Below are 20,501 nucleotides of genomic sequence, written 5' to 3'. Positions count from 1 at the left end.
TATGAAAGTACTACTCGTAGATGATGAGAAGCACGTGCGCGATGCCATCCGACTACTGGTGAATTGGAAGCAATACGGGATCGATACCATCCTAGAAGCGTCCGATGGAGAAGCTGCGACTGCCCTGGTAAACAGTGAACATCCGGAGATTATTATGACCGATATGATGATGCCCATTATGAACGGCGTCAAGCTTCTTGAATGGCTGCATCGCCATGCGCCTGACGCCAAGACCATTGTCATAAGCGGTCACGATGACTTCTCTTTACTGCGGCACACTGTGAAGTATGGTGGGACGGATTATATTTTGAAGCCGATAGATCCGGATCAATTGAACGAAGCTTTGGACAAAGCGATTCAAACTTGGCTCAAGGATGAGGAGCAGAGGCATGCCAATCGCGAGCTGAATATCGAGGTTAACCAATTCAAGCCTATTTACTGGGATAAGCTGCTTTCCGCGTTAATAGCCGAACCTGGCACCTACGAACCAGTGGCTGACCAGCTGGAGCGTGAGCTGCATTTATCCCGAAGTGTTGCAACCTGTCGTGTTGCGATTCTTTCCTTAGATACCATGGAAGCTAGTATTAAAAATAAATTCAGTCAAAATATCGATCTTCTCCTCTTCTCTCTAATTAATATTTGCAATGAATTTCTTGTCCCGCATAAGCGCGGCTATGCCTTCCGGCATTTGCACAATTCGAATGAAATTGTGCTGTTCATCTGGGCGGCGCCAGCCATGGCAGAAGAACTGTTGGCAACAATTAATGATGGTATTCGCACCGCCTTGCATGCCAGAGTAGATTTCGGGATTGGAAGTTGCCACAGCTTTCCTATTCAATTGAAGCTATCCTATCAGGAGGCGCGAGACGCCTTGCGGCAGCGTAACCTGACAACCAAAGAAACGTGGATTCATACCAACTGGCTCCCGAGCAAGGGAACTCAGCAAACGTTAACTTTCCACCAATTTGATGAGCAAATTCATCTTGCCCTGCGCAGTGGAAATGTCGAGCAGATCCAGGATATCGTTCAGCACTTGATGGATGCCATCAAAAGTTGTGATGTCATTACACCTGCGCAGCTTGAGCACTGGTGGGGGGAATATCGGGTGATGATGCGCCGTTGGATCCAGCAATTGATTCCGGATAGCCGTGAGGAAGACATACAGCCGTTACTTCTTGAAGATAACGCAGCCGCGATTATTACGCTTGACGAAAAAGGCTTATTGTCCCTAACCCTCTGGCAGCAAGAGCTGACCCGCAGCCTCATTCAAGTGTCCAAGCTCCATCTGGAGAGCCAGCATAAAGATAACAATGTCATTTTCGAAATCGCTAGCTTTCTCGAAAAGCATTATCACGAGGATATTTCGCTTGCGGATATTGCCAGTCGGTTTTATCTTAGCCGCGAGTACATCTCGCGCAAATTCAAACAGGAGTTTAGCGTCAATCTCTCTGATTACTTAGGACAAATTCGGATGAGCAAGGCCAAGGTGCTGCTCTGCAATCCGAATCTTCGCATTTCCCAGGTTGCTGAGATGGTTGGTTATCAGGATGAGAAGTATTTCAGCAAAGTTTTCAAAAAAATGTCGGGTATTACCCCAGGTGAGTATCGAAAAACGGCGAATTCTATCTAAAGTTCCGAGAAAATAATGGAATATGCTATACTAGTAGTCAGAGGTGATTTTCATGAGTATGCCCATAGAGAGCGCAACGGCGAATTCTTTTCCCCGCACGTCGAAAGCAACCCGGGTCAAGAAGAAAACGTATGTCTTCCTATTCGTGGGTTGGGTCATGCTGATCGCAGTCGGAGTAACAGCTACGATGATGTACACTGAACATCTGAGGCAACAAATATCGACCGATATYGCACAGCAAACCCAGCAGCAATTACAAGTTATTCAGCAAGATTATCAGAATCAAGTCTCTCAGTTGAAGGATAGTGTATCTACCGATATGAAGACTTTGCAAGCCAAGGTAGATTCATTGAATGAATTACTGGCATTCACCAAGGATAGCGCTAACAGCAAGACCGATAATAGTAATCAACTTTATACCCAGCTCGCAGACGTCAAGAAGAAGCTAGATGAGCTGACCAAAAATCTGGATGTGTTGAAATAATGACAGCGAATTCGATTCAGCAAATCAATCGTGTTATGTTGCTGGCCTGCGCACCTTTTCTAGGTATGCTGATTTGGCTGCTCTTCGTCTCCCTGGATATTTCCATCCCAGTGAAGTCTCCAGTTACTTCAACACCGATCAATCTAGCGCAAGAGACGACCACTCTTAACAGCCTGTTGACACAGGCGAATTCGGATGCGGTCCAAACGAAAACCGTTATTCAGCAGTATTTCCAGCTGTACGAGAAGAGCACGGCAGAAGTTACCGCTATGCTCCAAAGCGCAGCTTCCCAAATCGCCAAACCCGGACTTATCTATGATGCACGGATTACAGCTAAGCTTGGCAGTCCGATCCGTCAAGCCACCTCTGGCAATATCGACATTCAGCTATTCGCTTTGAATGAAAAACATTATTCAGGTTATGCTCTTAAAGTGAAGCTCAAAAGCGATAAAGCCATCAAGCTCGTATTGGGGAATGATAAGCTCGGCTCCAGTGAAACGACTTTGGCCGCAGCTTCGCGCTATGGCGCTGTTGTTGGCATTAATGCTGGCGGCTTCGCGGACGATAACCGCGGTAAACGCTATCCGCTCGACACAACCGTGATGAACGGGAAATATGTCAACGGCTTCTTCCCCACCAACAATGATACAGCCTTCATCGGCTTGAACAAAGATCGCAAGCTGATTGGCGGCAAATTCAGCTCACAATCGGAGCTCGATAAGCTGAATCCGCTGATGGGTTCGACCTTCGTTCCTGTGCTGATGAAAAACGGCAGCAAGACGTCCATCCCGTATCAATGGCAAAGCTCACCAGCAAGAGCAGCTCGAACCGTGATGGCCAACTATAAGCATGACCAGCTCTTATTCCTTGTCACGGATGGCTACGATGAGAGCGGCAACTCAGGCGCTACGCTTGCTGAACTGCAGGATAAAATGCAGCAACTAGGCGTGGTGGATGCTTATAACTTGGATGGCGGCGGCTCAACCACGCTGGTCTGGGGTGGCAGCGTGATCAATCGCCCTTCGGATGGTAGACTCCGTCCGCTTGCTACGAACTTCTTGTTTTTCAAATGACCCAAATTATTCACACAATATTCGTTTCTTTTTTGGAGATGGTTGGGTATAATAAGCGTTAACTATGCAAAATAAACGTTTAACCCTATAGGGGATGCTTACGAAGTCAGTTTTCTGCCGAAAACTTTAGGAGGTGCAGCAATGTTCGGTTTATCCACAACATTTTGGCTCGTTAATTCCGTTTTTCTATTATTCATCGTTGCTATGTTGRCGGCTTCCTATAACGAGGACAAAACAAAAGGCCTATGAGAAAACCTCTATCGAGGTCAATCAATGATGAGCGACCGCGTTTAGATGTAGGTTTTATCGCCAATAAGAAAGCTGTTTTCGTCTAACGAAAACTTATACTTTCTTATGTGGTAAGCCAAGAAAAAAAGCATCGCCTTCTCCACTTGGAGGAAGCGATGCTTTTTCTTTTTTTTAACTACTAGGCTCTCGCCTTAAGCAGGTTCATTTCAGTTACACAAACGCCGCAAATATAACGATCTTTGAATTCACTGACACTTTCCATGCTACCGCAGAACACACATTTCGGACGATATCTCTCGAGAATGATATGGTCACCCTGTACTAGAATTTCTACAGGATCTCCCTCGTTCATCTGGTACCGCTTTCTCAACGATTTAGGTAATACGATTCGTCCCAATTGATCGACTTTACGTACGACTCCAGCTGGCTTCATCATAGGACTTCACCTCTCTTTTCCCAGACGTTTTCTACACTTCCGGTAATTTCACATCGACCAACATTTCCATATCGAGCTTACCGATACTATTCGCCGTGAATCATGAAATTCCTTCTGCTAAAGCCCTAAAAACTTTCTTTTCTTGTCAAAAATGTCGGTCGAGCACCAATAAACATAGGATGTAAGTCCCCCTACTCAAGACCTACAAACCCTGTCTGGCGTAATCCCTCATATAAAATAATAGCTGCAGAGTTGGAAAGATTTAACGATCTTACCGCGTCGGACATTGGCAACCGGATTAAGGTATCCGGATGCTGACGCAGCAGCTCCTCTGGCAGCCCCTTGGTCTCTTTACCAAACACGAAGAAATCGCCATCTTGGAAAGCAAAATCAGAGTAACGTTTGCTTGCTTTTGTCGACGCAAAGAAGAATCTATGCCCCTCATACGCTGCCATAACCTCATCGAAAGAATCGTGGTAATGAATCTTCACCGAATGCCAGTAATCTAAGCCAGCTCGCTTCAGGGTCTTATCATCGGTGTCAAAGCCAAGTGGTCTCACCAAATGAAGATGAGCACCTGTTGCCGCACATGTGCGAGAAATATTGCCTGTGTTCGCAGGAATCTCAGGTTCTACTAATACAATATGAAAAGCCATCTCTATTCATTCACCTCATTCTCTATCCTATTATAACCTGTTCTGGAATGCAATTTAACACAGCGTTAACTTTATCTTAATATCGCGATGATAGAGGTACGTCATACTAGAGATATCCTTCATTAAAAGGAGCATACCTAAAATGAAAAAGAAAATTCTAATTGTTGATGACGAACCTTCCATCTCCATGCTGATTGAATTTAACTTGAAGCTTGCCGGATTCGAAGTACACTGCGTGTTCGACGGAGAAGCTGTCTTCGGTGCTATTCAATCTTTCCGCCCTGATCTCATTGTCCTTGATCTCATGCTGCCCAAAATGGACGGCTTACAAGTATGCCGCAAGCTGAGAAGCCAGAATAACCTTGTTCCGATTATTATGTTAACGGCTATGCAGGATCTTACCGATAAAATTGCAGGTTTGGACAACGGTGCAGATGATTACATGACGAAGCCCTTCTCACCGCTAGAGCTCGTTTCCCGCATTCAAGCGATTCATCGCCGTATCCAGACCCTGCCTTCTACGACGGAAGAAGCACCGATTGCCATCGGCCAAATCTCCGTCAAAGCCGAGCAACGCGAAGTGACGATGAATGGCGCTCCAATCGAGTTGACACCGAAAGAATTTGAATTGCTTCTATTCCTCTGCAAACATCGTGGGAAAGTGCTTAGTCGACAACAGCTGCTTCACGGCGTCTGGGACTATCACTTCCTCGGGGATACGCGCATCGTTGATGTCCATATCTCTCATCTCCGTGACAAGATAGAGCAAAATGCACGTCACCCCGAATATATCATGACCATCCGCAACGTCGGATATAAATTGACGGAGCCTGTTATTAAGGAGTCTTACGCTTAAGCTTAGTTTAGGACTCCATCACGCAGGTCATGAAAAAGCCTCATCCAGTAGAAATCCTACTTGGATGAGGCTTCTTTCTATTAACCTTTCAGTTCTGCTGCGGCTTGCTCAGCTTGCTTATGCTCCAATGATTCGGTTAAGCGCTCTTTACTCATGAGAACTGCTGCTATGACAGCCAAAGCTGTTGGAATCAGTGCCCACATGAATGTATATGAAATTGAGGAAGATAAGCCAGCTGTAATTTTATCAAGTACAGGTGTAGGGATTTGAGCGCGCATTTCAGGTGCCAGGAGCACCCTAGGATCACTAAACGCCGGATTGTCAGCCATGTTGCCTTGCCCGCTTCCAGCGAAAATTTCCTTGAGCTGCGCTGTGAAATCATTCCGTTGAATGATTCCGAATAGTGTAATCCCTAACGTCATACCTAGGGAACGAACGAAAGAGACTGTTGCATTCACAGAACCACGTTGCGACGGATCAAAGTGATGGATCGCTGCATTGGAAAGTACGGAGAAACTCGCACCGATACCCACACCAACGACAATCATGCACATTGTCACATACAAGCGGCTTGTATCCGGTTCAAGCTGTGTCAACATGAACATGCCTGCTGCTAGAATGACAACAAAGACCATCATAATGTTCCGGTATGGCATCTTATTCATTAAGAAACCGCCGCCTACCGCTGAGAATACAGAGCCTACCATCATAGGCAAGAGTACGAGCCCTGAATTGGTCGCTGTTCCGCCAAGTACACCCTGAATATAAATCGGAATATACACAGATGCCGTGATAAAGCCCATACCGCTCAATAATCCAAGCGCATTACTTGTCGTAAACAAACGGTTCTTAAACATCGGGAATGAAATTATTGGTTCGATTACTTTTCTTTCAATGAGGATAAAGCAAATCGTTAGCACAGTGAAAGCTGCAAACAGTCCGATAATTAAGCTGGAATCCCATGCGTATTTATTTCCACCAAGCTCAAGGGCAAACATCATGCTGACAACGGCACCAACAAGCGTAGCGGCACCCCACCAGTCGATTTTCTGCTTCGTATGAATCGGTGATTCTTTGTAGTAGATCGCAATAAAAATTAGTGCCAAAATACCAAGAGGAATATTGACATAGAAGACCCAATGCCAGTTAATATAGTCCGTAATATAGGCGCCAAGCAACGGTCCAAAAATACTGGACAAACCGAATACCGCACCGAACAAACCGCCTAACTTCCCGCGTTGCTCGACGGGTACCGTATCAAACATGATCGTGAACGCAATTGGAATCAGTGCTCCGCCACCGATCCCTTGCAGTGCTCGGTAGATACTAAGCTGTACAATGCTTTCTGCCGTACCACACAAGATGGAAGCGATCAAGAATACAATTAATCCAAAAATGAAAAAACGTTTACGCCCGAACATATCGGACAACTTCCCAAAAATTGGCATACCCGCCATTTCAGCGACCATATAAGCCGATGTTACCCATACAAACTTATCTAGTCCACCGAGATCTCCTACAATGGTTCCCATCGCTGTGGCAACAATTGTATTATCCATTGATGCCATTAACATGGCCAAGAGTAGACCTGCTAAGACGAAGCCTACTTTATTATTTGAACTCGTCATTCGTACACATTCCTTTACGATTTGTTTTCGCCTAACACCCTACACTTACAGGCTTATTACAACTTGCGTGATTCTTTCACAATGGCACCCTTCTTCTTCTCTAAGTGTACCTTGTATTCTACTAGATCGACTTCACAACCAGGACCGATGACAACTTGGTTGCCGCGAACAACTTTCGCTCTCGTGTGCTCCACGTAGATATCATCCCCTTCAATAACCGATACCGTTACCTTGGCATGCGGTGAGGGTCTGAAGAACAAGCTAAACGGATGAAGCAGACTCGCTTTGCGAATTCTGATTTTCTCGCCGCCAATCTCTTTCGCCGTTGAATCTTGGAAAAGCCTGATGTCGATCTCTCCTGCGTTCAGGAGTCCCCCAACATCAAACATTCCCTTTAGATTAAACACATCGACTTCGCAATCCCCTCCTGCAGCGATATGCCCTTTAAGTGCGATCTTGGTGCCTTGCATATGCCCTTTCACTTCAATCGTCCCTGAACCAGTAAATGACCCAATTTCTGCATCACCACCGATACTCACCGTCCCCGAATTTTTCATTCTATCGCTTCGAACATTTCCCCTCAATGCAAAGGTGCCCACAATGCCCGCTTCGCTTGCCTGCAAGTTACCTTCCATCTCTAATGTTCCGATACATTTCAGAAGCCGGCATTTCGTATCGCCTTCAATGATGCCTTCTCCAACAATTTTCATTCGATCATACAGSCCCCCTGCCGCGGTAGAGCTGCCTGTAATCTTCAAATTACTAATTAGCGAACGTTTGTTTGCATCTATTCCCATTGTACCTCAAAACCTCCTCTCTTGCTACACTTTTTCACTGCGTTTCACCTTAGATTGCTTATCTTGCTCGAGCTTTGCGGTATATTCGATGAGCCCGATCTCACAACCAGGTCCAATTGTAATATCCGCTCCTCTTACGACATCAGCCGTTGTATATTCCAAGTAAATATGGTCACCTTCGATGGTTTGAACCGTCAAATGATTACCAATTCCCAGAGGCAGAATCTTCAGCCAACTTGCCAAGCCAATACCCCGCTGCTTACGTATTTGGATCCGTTCTCCGCCGATCTCTGAGATTTTACTATGCCCATGCAAAGTAACAAGAATCGTATCTGCATTAAGCGTGCCAACCTGCAGCTTGCCGTTGGCATTAAACTTCTCCGCCTCACAGTTGCCTGTTATGATTGAAGCTCCATTAATTTCAAGGTTCTCGCCAACATAATTGCCCTCAATCTTGACTTTACCATGAATTCGGGTACGCTTGGCTTTCAGATTCCCCTGAATATTTAGCGTTCCATGCAATTCTGCCGTTTCAGATGTAATACTGCCATTCACTTCTGCGCGCCCATTTAGCGTAAAATCGGAACATATAACGTCCCCTTCCAGACGCCCCATTCCGTCTATTTTAACCGAACGAAAGCTACCACCATTAGAAGATCCTATTCCGGAAATCATCAATTTACGCTTCAATTCTGCTGTATGCATCGTGTCACCTCCTCACGTTGTTGTTATTTTCAGCTTCAGTTCTTCAATCTTCTTCGCAACCTGTACCCGGAGTACGACCTTTACGCCTTGCTCGAAGAACAACTCACTGCCTGTCGTAACGAGTAGAAATAAAGTTAAGCCCATCTTACGTATATAAATCAGATCACAAGGCTTGCCTTCGAACTTGGCAAATTGCTCTTGCATCGTCAGAAGCAAGTGTTTTCCTTCATCCAGGCTCATTTCACCGGATTGTAAGCAATCTTCTAATAGGAACAGAAACAACGTTTCTTCAAAGCTGAATACCGCGGTCCCTCCCAAAAATGGAGATGCATAGTCTATGGTTTGCAGAGAAACAATGTTTCGTTTAACTAGCTCTATTTTGTCTATTTTCATGTCATTTGGCACGATAGAGAACACATCCGCTAATTCATCCAGCGATAAATCATCCTTCATATTTATAATTTTATCGATTCGCGCCAGCATCTGCCCCTTCGGAAAGAACGTTTCCTGCCCCGTAAAAGCTGATTTTCGTATAAACCATTCCTCAGGAACTAAATTTTTGCGTTTCCAGCGATATAATTGACCATAAGATATCCCTGTTAGCTCGAGAAGCTCCTTTTTCGATATCAAATCATCATCCAACGTACATCCCTCCTTCGCCATTTCAGATTAACATAACATTGTTACGCAGTAAATCAGCCTTGAGACTGAATACCCAAAACTAGAATACCCAAACCTATCTCCACCGCCATATACAAATTAAATGGATTTGATGTAGTTATTTTTGCCAATTCTCGGCTCTCTGAAGCAATAGATGGATTTCCTACAGTTAATTTCCGCTATATTCCACCAAACGGCCGATCATCCTCCAATTAGCTGTACATTTTCCATCTATTCACTAAATCCAAGGAAAATCAGCAATATTAGCTGTATATTTTACATTTATTTGAAGATCTAGCTACTCAACTGACCACGCTACTTCTACTTCCTCTCTACCTCGCAATAACCAGTAAGGCACCATCACCACAACATATTAGGTAAGGGTAAGCTTCTCTTACCCTAGAACATCAAAAAAACCACCCAGCAACCGCTGAGTGGTTCATTATCCTCTATATGCTTACATCTTAAAATACAAAGTCATCGTCCGTCAAAGCCTCAACGTGAATCGTGCGCACGTAACCATTGCCCTTTTTGGAGAAAAAGTCATGCTGCTTCGTCTTCGTACTCAGTCCGTTCAATACAATCGGGTTGATCTCCTCTTCCGGGAACATCGGTTCAACGCCCAAGTTCATAAACGCTTTATTCGCGTTGTAGCGCAGGAATGCTTTCACTTCGTCTGCCAGACCCAATGGTCCGTACAGACTATCCGTGTAGCCTTCTTCATTCGCATGAAGCTCTTTCAACAGCGCACACAACGTCCCGTACGCCTCGTCTTGCTCGGCAGGGCTTAGCTCCGCGTAGACCTCTTGTGCCAGCACGCCTATGTACAACCCGTGGATGCTCTCATCGCGCAAGATCAAGTCAATGATCTCACCGCTGCTCGTCATTTTACCTTGGCCAGCTAAGTACAACGGATAATAGAAACCGCTATAGAACAAATAGCTTTCCAGTAGAACAGACGATGCCATCGCTAGATACAGCTCTTTGGTCGTATTAATATTCTCATAGTAATGTGAAATCTTATTCGCCTTAAATTGCAAGTGTGGATTCCGCTCCACCCATTGAAACAGCTCGTTGATCTCTTCTGTCGTAGACAGCGTTGTGAAAATCGAACTGTAAGACTTCGCATGGATCTGCTCCATCATCCCCATGAAGCTAAGCACAGCTTTGCGCTGCAACCCATCCACATGCTCAAGAATCTTCGGCATCCCGACGCCGCCCTGCATGGTATCCAGCAAAGTTAGACCGCCAAGCACCTTCATATAGAGCTCACGTTCAACGTTGCTGAGTGTAATCCAGGACATTTTATCATCAGACAATGGAATTTCTTCATCTGTCCAAAATTGCATAATATTTTGATTCCAAAACGTAATCGTGAAATCATCATCGGGCCGGTTCCAATTCACCGCTTTTTTGACGATTGGTTTATTGATCGTTGGTGCACTTGTCATAAGTGGTAGTCCCCTTCCTAATTATACTGAGCAGCTTACACATTCCTCAACAGATAGCTGATTGGTTCGTGTGTAGTAGAGCGATTTAAGTCCTTTGTGTGCCGCATACAGGTATAATCTAGCAAGTTGTCTTGTTGAAACATCACTGTTTACGTGTAAAATGGTCGAGATCCCTTGATCCACATGTGTTTGAATCTCCGAGATGAGGTCAAGAATCTTGAATTGATCCATTTGATAAGCGGATTTATAGTAGAAGAAATTGTCACGAGCCATGAATGGCATCGGATAATACGTTGTCGAATTCGCATACGTACGTGTCTCAATCGGTTCAACAATTGGCATAACGCTGGATGTTGAATTTTGGATATACGAGATGCTTTGCGTCGGCGCTATTGCCAAACGGTACGCATGGTAAAGACCGTGCTTCTGAACGTCAGCTTGCAGTGCTCTCCAATCACTAGGTGACGGAATCGGCATGCCTTCGAATAATGCTTTCACTTTATCCGAGAGTGGACGGTAATCTGTTTCTGTATAACGGGTAAAATAGTTCCCATTCGCATATTCCGATAGCTCAAAGCCTTCAAACGTTTGTCCGGATTCTTTGGCAATCTCCATGCTTTTCTCAATGGAATAGAAATTCATCGCTGCGAAGAAGGTGCGAACGAAATCCTTCGCTTCAGCACTTTCATAAGCAATTTTGTTCTTGGACAAATAGCCGTGCAAATTCATAACGCCAAGACCGACAGAGTGCAGCTCACGGTTCGCTTTGGCAACACCTGGCGCATTGTGAATCGTCGTCATATCACTCACCGAAGTTAGGGCGATCATGCCTTCGTGCACAGTTTCGCGCAGCTTTTTACGATCCATCACATTGGCAATATTCATCGAAGCTAGATTACAGCTGATATCTCGAAGAATAGTGTCTTCTTGACCGTAATCATTGATTTCGGACGTTTCCTGCAGTTGGAAAATCTCTGTGCACAGATTGGACATCTTGATCGTCCCAATCCCCTTCAAAGCATGATCCTTATTCGCATTCGTACGATTCATCATATATGGATAACCGGATTCCAGTTGAGTAGTCGCAATTTTGGTCAGCATATCACGTGCATTCATGATGACTTTCTTCTTTACTTTCGGGTTCGCTAAGAGTTCATCATACATCTCATCCATGTCCAGATCGTCCATGTGCTTGCCATAGGCTTGCAGAACCGTGTAAGGAGCGAAAATATGTAGAGGCTTGTTCTCCTCCGCTAACTTATAAAATTTATTCGGTACAATAAGACCAATCGAGAGTGTTTTCAAACGGGATTTCTCATCCGCGTTAATTTTCTTACTATCAAGGAACTCCATGACGTCCCAGCCAAAAATGTTATAATACGCCGCGCCTGAACCTTTGCGTTGGCCCATTTGATCCGCATAGGAGAACGCATCTTCCATCAGCTTAAGAACAGGAATAATTCCTTTCGCTGCGCCCTCAACGCCTTTAATCGTTTCACCGCGCCCACGAAGCTTCGATAAGTTCACCGCTACACCGCCGCCAATTTTGGAAAGCTGCATACACGTTGCTAATACATAGTTGATGGAATTCAAGGAATCATCCATTTCTAACAAGAAGCACGATACTAATTCACCGCGACGGCTCTTGCCTGCGTTCAAAAACGTAGGTGTCGCTGGCTGCAAGCGCTGCTCCATCATCGATAGGGCAAGCACGCGTGCTGTTTCGGCGTTTCCGCGACCCAAGTACAAGGCTACGATCGCTACGCGATCAGGGAAATGCTCCAGGTACAACGTCTTATCATCACTGCGCAAAGCGTAATCTGTATAAAATTTCGAAGCTGCCATATACGATGCGAACTCGAATTGATTGTCATGTGCCACTTGATACACGCTGTTAACTTCATCTTCGGTGTATTTGTCATAAACGTTCTCGTAGAAGTTATTGTCGATCATATAACGAACCTTCGAAGTGGTATCGGGGAATGTGAGGCTTCGGCTGTGGACTTCCTCTATGAACACCTTAACAGCTTCTTTATCCTTCTCTAATTGAAAAAAACCATCCGTACCGCGTTGCATTAATTCATTATTAAGTTCAATGTGCCGCAATTGCTTGTACCCCCTGAACAAATCGTTCTACATCATTTTTAGTGCCGGATAATTCGAATTTGGTTAATACGGGAACATCATAAAGTGCTGAGATCGTATCTGCGCTTTTGGCGAAGCCGTCTCCCCAGTTGCGATTACCGCTTGCTGCAACGCCTTGAAGACGAGAAGAATTACTTTCTAGGAAAGAAGCTACCTTCGGAGGAATTTGTCCAAAGCCAGTTGTATACGTCACGAGTACGAATGGCTCGTCCATTGTCATCGCTTCCTCTATTTGAACCGCGGGCATCTGGAGCTTCGCAATAAAACGGCGAACATTTCCAGTCTTCGAATCGTAAGCAATCAACATAGCTTCCGTCTCCTATCATTGTCAATTCTCTATCTTGTGCCATCACTTGAGGGTAACCTATATGTAGTAAAGATACTAATTCTATCGTCTGTCATTCGCGAGTTCATCTACCCATTAATCGACAGAATCTGCATTTGCTTTACGGCTCCGTAAGCGGTCAAAAAAGCTTGAAACCTGCGGTTTCGCTTGATTTCCGGCTTGTTTTGAGCCTTCTGCTAGCAATCTCGCAATGCGCTTTTTATCACGACATCTAGTTGATAGATTCAAATTTATATCAATATATTGTGTTTGTCAACGAGCAATACGACCTATTTACAATTCCAAAACACGCAATCCTAGACGGGGCGTGGCTCGCTGGGTTTAGAAAAAATTTTTTCGTTTTTTACTTGATTTTTTCGGAAATGTCGAAATGACTAGGACATTCATCCTCTACTAGATCTAGTCCAAACTCATCTTCCAATTACCGCTTTTAAAGCTGCTCAGAGACTCTCTACAGGCTTCTAAACCATTCGATCGAAACTACATGCCTCAGCACAAAAAAAGCTATTCACGCGCACACGAGGGTGCCATGAATAGCTTAATTCATTTTCTCAACTGTTGCGTTGTTGGAAATCCGTCATGAAATCAGCGAGTGCTTTACATGATGCGTAAGGAACTGCGTTATACGTGGAAGCACGTAGACCACCGACACTGCGATGACCTTTCAAGCCAACGAACCCTTGCTGTTCGGTTTCTTTAATGAACTTCTTCTCTAGCTCTTCATCTTGCAATCGGAACGTAATATTCATCGCAGAACGGCTTCCTAGATCTACGGGTCCACGGTAGAAGCCATTGCTGCTGTCAATTGCGTTATAAATAAGGCCTGATTTTTCTACATTATTCTTCTGAATAACCGTCAATCCGCCTTGCTCTTCAATCCATTTCAACACCAGATTCACCATATAAATGGAGTATGCTGGCGGTGTGTTATACAAGGAATTGTTTTTGCTATGCGTTTCATAACGCATCATGGTTGGGATTGTTTTTGGCAGATCAACAAGTAGATCGTCTTTAATAATCGCAACGGTCACACCAGATGGTCCAAGGTTCTTCTGTGCTCCCGCATAGATCATGCTGAACTTGGAAACGTCGACTGGACGGCTCAAGATATCACTGGACATGTCACCAATCAGAGGAATGTTGCCTGTTTCCGGAAAGCTTTGGAATTGCGCGCCTTCAATCGTCTCATTGGACGTGATGTGCAGATAAGCTGAGTTCGGATCTAAGTTAATGTCACTCAATGCAGGAATTTTCATAAATTTCTGTTCTTTCGAACTAGCCGCAAGAGAAACTTCTCCGAATAGCGCTGCTTCTTGCACAGCCTTCTCGGCCCAAGCGCCTGTCAGCACATAGCTGCCAACCTTGCCTGCCTTCAAGAAATTCATAGGGATCATGGAGAACTGAGAGCTCGCTCCACCTGTCAAAAAGAGAATTTKGTACCCATCTGGAATACCAAAAATACGCTTTAATAACGCTTGTGTTTCATTGTGCACTTGCTCATATTCGCTACTCCGGTGAGAAATTTCCATAATGGACATGCCAATGCCTTTAAAATCAACAAACTCTTCTTGTGCTCTCTGAAGTACTTCGAGAGGTAAAGCCGCAGGCCCTGCGTTAAAGTTATAGGCCCTGTTTCCCATGAGTGACCACACCTTTGCGTTTTGTATTATGGCTATGATAGCAATATTCTGTGCAAGCATCAAGTAAAACCTCAAACAGGCTATACGAGACTTGTCAGAATTCCTCGATAAATCGCTACCATATCTTCCAGCTTCATTCGTACAAGTCCGCTAGAAGACGGACACACATAATCAATAACGCCTTCTACCATTGGCTGCGGTTGACTCCCCCAGGAAATGCCTCTTCGGCCGCTATACTGCTCATAGACACCCTTCCCCACGAAGCAAACTACCTTGGGTCGGTAGGCCTCAATTTTCGCTTTCAGAATATGTCTGCCCTCTCGATACTCGTCTGCCGTAATTTCTGCTGCTGTCAAAGAAGGGCGTGCCACGATATTCGTGAATCCATAACCAATTTCAAGCAGATCGCCATCCTCTTGCGGCTTGTAGAGCCTTGGCGTTAAACCCGCCTGCAACAAGATACGATAGAATCGATTGTTGGGATTCGCATAATGATGCCCGGTTTCCCCTGATCGAATACTCGGATTATAGCCAACGAAGAGAATTTGCATCCCCTCCGCAATATGATCTGAAATTGCCGCTAGTTCCAACCGTGCACCTCCTACAAGTTAAATGAACTTTAAATTTTCATACGTTTTACCTAGCACTGTTGCTGTATCCCCATTTAACCATGAGTCAATTAATGTACTATAGACAGAACGGAAATCAACCTCATATTTCAAATCTCCATTATCTAAGTTACTCAAGCTCGGATAGGCGCCGTATAGACCGCCCTTTACCTTGCCGCCAATGACAAACATCGGTGCCGCTGTTCCGTGGTCGGTTCCACCGCTGCCATTCTCTTTAACACGGCGTCCAAACTCGGAGAACACCATGACAGCGACGCGATCCTGCAACCCTTGTGCCTGCAAGTCCTGATAGAATGCAGTTAACCMTTCATCGACCTGTGTCAGCATTTGTGCATGCTGCAGTTTCTCATCCGCATGATCGTCGAATCCCCCTACTTCTACATTAAAGAGCAGCGTCCCTGATTTGCCAGCCAGCAGTTTCGTTACAAGCTGTAAGTCCCTTGCAAAATTCGTATTGGGATACTCAATTTTCTTCGTATAAGTGGCTGCCAGCGATTGGATCGCTTCAACGCTCCTATAGGCTTCCGATCCTCGAGCAGAAATGACTCGCAATTGATTGGGTGAATTCGATGCCCCGTACATATCCAAGAACGCTTTGGTTATTCTATTCTTGTCCATCAACGCTGTCTTAGGATCAAATACATGATAGGACTCCAGAGATTGAATCACGGGAAAGCTTGATTGATCAGAGGTGAAGGCTTTGCTGCCTGATCCGCCTATTTGAATCACTTTTAGCGGATTCGGATTCTTCTGTAAGGAAGATTCCGCATACCGTGCCAACCAGCCGCTGCGGCTCATTTTCGCAGGCTCAGCGGTTTGCCAAATTTCCATAGAGCGAAAGTGTGAATGATTAGGCTCCGGATATCCAACTCCTTGTATAATAGCCACTTTACCTAATTTATACAATGCGGCTAATCCTGTGAGACTAGGATGTAAGCCCACGTGAGAATCGAGCGCCAGTATTTCCTTCTGTTCATAAGCAAGCGTAGGCCGAGAATCATAATAGAGGCCCTGTCCATATGGAATCAAAGTATTGATCCCATCATTGCCGCCGCTTAACTGCACAACAACCAACACCGGCTCCTCCACGCTAAGTTCGGGACTCCCTGCCCATAGGGATTTACCCGTTTCTGTGAAAAGTGCACCGCCAAGCCCGAGGGTTGCGAATAACGCCGTACCTTTGATCAGAAAATCTCTTCTCGTTAATTTCACAAGTTTCCCCCCCTATTTCATTTGAGCTTCAGGACTAATCAATACAAGCTGCAGGAGACCTCGTAAGCCTGTTAATTTTTGCTTTGTTTGAGTTGTATGTACAATGGTGTCATCGGCGTAAGCACGCAAACTCGCTAGCGTTTGCTCGGATAAGTCCGAGATGCCCATGAGCTCCGCATAGCGCTTCACCCACTCGATAGGTGAGTCCGCTTGATTGGGTTGGAACGCTGGCGCGTTCAGCTGTTGTCCGTTCATTTGCTTCGCGATGCCCTCGGCGAACTGATACCTTGCCAACAAACAGTTCGTTGTGAGCCAAGAGGCGCCCCCTCTCCAGCCTGCAACATCAGGAGGGACGAATAGTTCCTGCCCCATCTTTCTCATCGCTTGTGCATGCCCCTTGGCGACAGAGAGATTGCTGCATTTCAGGATACCCGCTACATAATCTGCTGGTGTTTTAATAAGCGACATCCGAATGGTATCTGCGTAGAATTCATCGGAGAGGAATAGTTCCTGAAGCACTTCCCCCACCGTATTCTTCTGAGTGATTAATCCAGCTATGGTCTGAATCCAACGATCGGAAGGTGTGTCAGTTGCCAAATAGTTCAACAACTTCGTCGCTAGAAACGTTGGCAATGCTTTCTGGTGAAATAGGATATCAATCACATCGTCTGCATCTAATTTGCCGCTTTCCCCGAGCAATGTCTTGGGATCGTTATCGTGCTGTTTGGCATTGTAATTGACCTTATGATCATTTTTATTGTACGTCCAGCCTGTAAAAGCGCGCGCAGATTCCTTCACATCCATTTCGGTGTAGTGACCGATGCCAAGTGTGAATAGCTCCATCACCTCACGGGCATAATTCTCATTCGGCTTGCCTTTCTTATTCTGATTCACATCCAGCCAAATCATCATGGCAGGGTCTTTGCCAATTTCAATAAGCAGCTCTTTGAAATTCCCCAATGCATATTGACGGAATATTTCATTTTGCTTCGCCATGAGCGACGCATCTTTCACTTTATAATTCGCCGTCGCGAAATGCCCATGCCAAAACAACGTCATCTTCTCGATGAGCGGCGCAGGTGAGTTCACCATCCGATAAAGCCAGTACATCTGTTGATCTACTAGTAAGAGCGGATCCAAGGCTTTCTTCCCGTCCGCATGAAACTCGTCAAAGGAGGCTAGCTTCGGGGCCTTGTCGATCAACGCTTCACCCGTTACTAAACGTCGAACCGTTTCCTCCCGCCCTAACGCTAAGCAAGCTGCAACTTCTTCCCTCGCTACACCAAATCCCGCACGCAGTAAAAGATGAACAACTTCCTTGTTGGTCCACTGGACTCCCATGATCTCCCCACCGTTCATTTTTTCCATACTGTACCATATAAATGTGTCAAAAGTATGTAGAAATACAAATAACCAAGTCTAGTGACTTGGTTGTCTGAACTCGTATTCACATGGGTTCGAAACGTTACTATTTCACTGATCCCACGAGCTGCCCGGCAAGCTGTAGGAACGATCCAACAACACGTCGCACTCGCTTATCGACATCCGGATGAATGTCTTCGAAGTTGGCGTCTCCATGGAAGCTCTTGCGTTGCTCGCCACCAATCGAAATCCATTCTGGACTGTTAATCCCGTGTAAATTTCGGACTGTTGTCTGCATCTGAGTCAGCGAACTGACAGCCACCGCTCCCCCTGAGGAGCTGACGGACAGCACCGCTTTGTTATGGAAATGATCCTGTCCAACATGATCAAGCGCATTTTTGAGCACACCTGACATACCACTATGATACTCAGGGGTCGCTAGAACAATGGCATCAGCGGACAACATCGCCTGTTTAAACGCCCCTAATGCTTGGTGATCATTACCATTATCTTCAGGTGTATAGAAAGGTAATGGCGTCTTATATAGATCTATTAGTGTTACTTCATGTTGATCTTGTGTTGCCAAATACTCAATATATGTGGCAAGTCTTGTACTCGTAGCAGCTCCATGATTGCTTCCTGCAACAATCGTTATTTTCATCGTAAATTCATCCTTCCTTTATAAAAGAAAACTGCTCCTCCATAGCGTCCTATGAAGGGGCAGTTCCTATGATCATATCCTATAAGTGCTAAAGATTAGCAATCGAAGTAAAGGTTGTACTCGTGTGGGTGAATACGGATTGCAACTTGTTTCGCTTCGCCGCGTTTCAAGTCGATGTAGTTATCGATGAAATCTTGTGTGAATACGCCGCCTTCAAGCAAGAAGTCGGAATCAGCTGCAAGAGCATCCAAAGCTTCGTCTAATGTACCAGGAACGCTGCGGATTTCAGCTTTCTCGCTATCAGACATTTCATAGATGTTTGTATCAAAAGGACCGTATCCAAGAGCACGTGGATCGATTTTCTTTTTGATACCGTCAAGACCAGCCATCAACATTGCTGCGAAAGCAAGGTACGGGTTAGCTGTGCTGTCTGGTGTACGGAACTCAATACGACAACCCTTAGGTGTCACAGCCGCGATTGGAATACGAACTGCTGCTGAACGGTTACCTTTGGAGAATACAAGGTTTACCGGAGCTTCGTAACCAGGAACTAGACGTTTGAAGGAGTTTGTACTTGGGTTCGTGATCGCGATCAACGCTGGAGCGTGATACAGGATACCACCGATGTAGTTGATAGCCATTTCGGAAAGGTTCGCATATGCGCCTTTTTCGTAGAACAATGGGTTACCTTCGTTGAAGATGGACATATGAACGTGCATTCCGCTACCGTTGTCACCAAATAGTGGTTTCGGCATGAAAGTTGCAACTTTACCATATTCTCTCGCTGTGTTAGCAACGATGTATTTGTATTTAAGTAGATTGTCTGCTGTTTTAGTCAAAGTGTCAAAACGGAAGTTGATTTCAGCTTGACCAGCTGTTGCTACTTCATGGTGATGACGCTCAATGCGAAGACCTGCATCAGCAAGCTTATTACACATTTCGGAACGGATATCTTGTTGAGAATCCATAGGAGCTACTGGAACGTAACCGCCTTTTACTGGAACTTTATAAGCAAGGTTGCCGCCTTCTTCTTTACGAGCTGTGTTCCAACCAGCTTCTTCGGAATCAACTTCGAAGTAGGATTTGTTCATACCATTTTCGAAACGAACATCATCAAAGATGAAGAATTCGGATTCTGGTGCGAAGTATGCTGTTGTACCAACGCCTGTTGTTTGCAAATATTCTTCAGCCTTTTGAGCGATGCTACGTGGATCACGGTCATAACGGTCGCCTTCAGGTGTATGGATGTTGCTCATAATAATCAAAGTAGGGTGTGCTGTGAAAGGATCCACATAAGCGGTTTCCGTATCTGGCATCATTACCATGTCAGATTGTTCAATACCACGGAATCCTGGGATCGACGAACCGTCGAAAGCTACGCCATTCACGAAAGTTTCTTCATCTACTTCAGTAGCTGGTAGTGAGATATGTTGTGCTTTACCGGCAAGACCTACGAAACGAAAATCTACCCACTCAATATTCTTTTCCTTGATAAGGTTCAACACGTTTTGAACTGACATTTAAAAAACCCTCCCATTTCCGTACATTCAACGTACTTTGCATGATTAATGTTCTTCTTTTGCTTGTTTTCTTTCACATATTATATAGCGATTCCTCTAACACAGTCAATACTTATGTCAGGTATTTTTTAAAGGAGTGTAAGCTATTCTTACACTCACACACAATTTTCACATGTATCCAAAAACAGGAAACGAGTTTCCCCATTTTCTGGAGAAACCCGCTCTATGAAAACCATATATTACGCCAAAATGGCTTCTTTCTTCGTATCAAACTTCTTACCAAGTAGTGGAGCAAGCTTCTCAAGATCAGATAGCAAGTGGGCAAATTGATCTGGGAACAACGATTGTACGCCGTCTCCTG

Annotated in this window: 19 protein-coding genes and 1 pseudogene; 4 read left to right on the top strand and 16 right to left on the bottom strand. The window is 45.0% G+C overall.

From position 1 onward, the window contains the following. Nucleotide 1: 1 nt before the first annotated feature. Genes AC1DLM_RS21895 through AC1DLM_RS21885 form a run of 3 tightly spaced genes read left to right on the top strand, consistent with a single transcriptional unit; the run spans nt 2 to nt 3,187 of the window. On the top strand, nt 2-1,630 hold the full coding sequence (locus tag AC1DLM_RS21895; protein ID WP_477571179.1) for a response regulator: 1,629 nt from the start codon (nt 2-4) through the stop codon (nt 1,628-1,630). Between the two features lie 52 nt (nt 1,631-1,682). After that, on the top strand, nt 1,683-2,114 hold the full coding sequence (locus AC1DLM_RS21890; protein ID WP_171630002.1) for a hypothetical protein: 432 nt from the start codon (nt 1,683-1,685) through the stop codon (nt 2,112-2,114). Continuing rightward, the gene (locus AC1DLM_RS21885) at nt 2,114-3,187 is read left to right on the top strand and encodes a phosphodiester glycosidase family protein (RefSeq protein WP_477571178.1); all 1,074 of its coding nucleotides are present in this window, start codon (nt 2,114-2,116) and stop codon (nt 3,185-3,187) included. The genes AC1DLM_RS21890 and AC1DLM_RS21885 overlap by 1 nt, the downstream gene beginning before the upstream one ends. Before the next feature lie 427 nt (nt 3,188-3,614). Here the strand turns inward: AC1DLM_RS21885 and AC1DLM_RS21880 are convergent, their stop codons facing one another. After that, the gene (locus tag AC1DLM_RS21880) at nt 3,615-3,869 is read right to left on the bottom strand and encodes an AbrB/MazE/SpoVT family DNA-binding domain-containing protein (protein WP_441991146.1); all 255 of its coding nucleotides are present in this window, start codon (nt 3,867-3,869) and stop codon (nt 3,615-3,617) included. Nucleotides 3,870-4,063: 194 nt separating this feature from the next. Continuing rightward, entirely contained in the window at nt 4,064-4,528 is a 465-nt protein-coding gene (gene trmL, locus AC1DLM_RS21875) for a tRNA (uridine(34)/cytosine(34)/5-carboxymethylaminomethyluridine(34)-2'-O)-methyltransferase TrmL (RefSeq protein WP_236289492.1), read from the bottom strand. Nucleotides 4,529-4,670: 142 nt separating this feature from the next. On the opposite strand from trmL, the gene AC1DLM_RS21870 reads away from it, so the two are divergent. Further along, on the top strand, nt 4,671-5,384 hold the full coding sequence (locus tag AC1DLM_RS21870; protein WP_056624673.1) for a response regulator transcription factor: 714 nt from the start codon (nt 4,671-4,673) through the stop codon (nt 5,382-5,384). Between the two features lie 80 nt (nt 5,385-5,464). On the opposite strand, the gene AC1DLM_RS21865 is transcribed toward AC1DLM_RS21870, so the two are convergent. The 14 genes and pseudogenes from AC1DLM_RS21865 to AC1DLM_RS21800 form a co-directional block, all read right to left on the bottom strand. Continuing rightward, a complete protein-coding gene (locus AC1DLM_RS21865; RefSeq protein WP_477571177.1) occupies nt 5,465-7,012 on the bottom strand; it encodes an MDR family MFS transporter in 1,548 nt (515 codons plus the stop codon). Nucleotides 7,013-7,068: 56 nt separating this feature from the next. Further along, nucleotides 7,069-7,809, bottom strand: coding sequence for a hypothetical protein (locus AC1DLM_RS21860; RefSeq protein ID WP_441991117.1), 741 nt, complete (start codon nt 7,807-7,809; stop codon nt 7,069-7,071). Between the two features lie 24 nt (nt 7,810-7,833). Beyond that, the gene (locus tag AC1DLM_RS21855) at nt 7,834-8,514 is read right to left on the bottom strand and encodes a polymer-forming cytoskeletal protein (RefSeq protein ID WP_477571176.1); all 681 of its coding nucleotides are present in this window, start codon (nt 8,512-8,514) and stop codon (nt 7,834-7,836) included. Between the two features lie 12 nt (nt 8,515-8,526). Continuing rightward, nucleotides 8,527-9,156, bottom strand: a complete 630-nt coding sequence (locus AC1DLM_RS21850; protein ID WP_477571175.1) for a YhbD family protein — start codon at nt 9,154-9,156, stop codon at nt 8,527-8,529. 482 nt (nt 9,157-9,638) lie between these two features. Beyond that, entirely contained in the window at nt 9,639-10,625 is a 987-nt protein-coding gene (gene nrdF, locus AC1DLM_RS21845) for a class 1b ribonucleoside-diphosphate reductase subunit beta (protein ID WP_477571174.1), read from the bottom strand. A 21-nt stretch (nt 10,626-10,646) separates the two neighbouring features. After that, entirely contained in the window at nt 10,647-12,731 is a 2,085-nt protein-coding gene (gene nrdE / locus AC1DLM_RS21840) for a class 1b ribonucleoside-diphosphate reductase subunit alpha (protein ID WP_477571173.1), read from the bottom strand. After that, the gene (gene nrdI / locus AC1DLM_RS21835; protein ID WP_056609533.1) at nt 12,718-13,077 is read right to left on the bottom strand and encodes a class Ib ribonucleoside-diphosphate reductase assembly flavoprotein NrdI; all 360 of its coding nucleotides are present in this window, start codon (nt 13,075-13,077) and stop codon (nt 12,718-12,720) included. Before nrdI ends, nrdE begins: the two co-directional genes overlap by 14 nt. Nucleotides 13,078-13,667: 590 nt before the next feature. Continuing rightward, nucleotides 13,668-14,756 (bottom strand): 3-phosphoserine/phosphohydroxythreonine transaminase, encoded by a 1,089-nt coding sequence (serC, locus tag AC1DLM_RS21830; protein WP_477571172.1) that lies wholly within the window; start codon nt 14,754-14,756, stop codon nt 13,668-13,670. 80 nt (nt 14,757-14,836) lie between these two features. Further along, nucleotides 14,837-15,307, bottom strand: coding sequence for a mismatch-specific DNA-glycosylase (locus tag AC1DLM_RS21825; protein WP_477571201.1), 471 nt, complete (start codon nt 15,305-15,307; stop codon nt 14,837-14,839). A 57-nt stretch (nt 15,308-15,364) separates the two neighbouring features. After that, nucleotides 15,365-16,597: a DUF1501 domain-containing protein gene (locus AC1DLM_RS21820; protein ID WP_477571171.1), complete on the bottom strand. Its 1,233-nt coding sequence runs from the start codon at nt 16,595-16,597 to the stop codon at nt 15,365-15,367. 12 nt (nt 16,598-16,609) lie between these two features. Beyond that, nucleotides 16,610-17,938 carry a DUF1800 domain-containing protein gene (locus AC1DLM_RS21815; RefSeq protein ID WP_477571170.1) on the bottom strand — a complete coding sequence of 443 codons (1,329 nt, stop codon included), beginning with the start codon at nt 17,936-17,938 and terminating at the stop codon, nt 16,610-16,612. A gap of 127 nt (nt 17,939-18,065) precedes the next feature. Next, the gene (locus AC1DLM_RS21810) at nt 18,066-18,620 is read right to left on the bottom strand and encodes an NADPH-dependent FMN reductase (protein WP_477571169.1); all 555 of its coding nucleotides are present in this window, start codon (nt 18,618-18,620) and stop codon (nt 18,066-18,068) included. 95 nt (nt 18,621-18,715) lie between these two features. After that, entirely contained in the window at nt 18,716-20,140 is a 1,425-nt protein-coding gene (gene glnA, locus AC1DLM_RS21805) for a type I glutamate--ammonia ligase (protein ID WP_171630017.1), read from the bottom strand. 239 nt (nt 20,141-20,379) lie between these two features. Further along, nucleotides 20,380-20,501: pseudogene (locus AC1DLM_RS21800) on the bottom strand (3-deoxy-7-phosphoheptulonate synthase); the annotation flags it as partial.

It is taken from the genome of Paenibacillus sp. 01T442 (assembly GCF_056398345.1).
The sequence above is the reverse complement of the archived record's forward strand: the minus strand, read 5'-3'. Positions and strand labels throughout refer to the sequence as shown.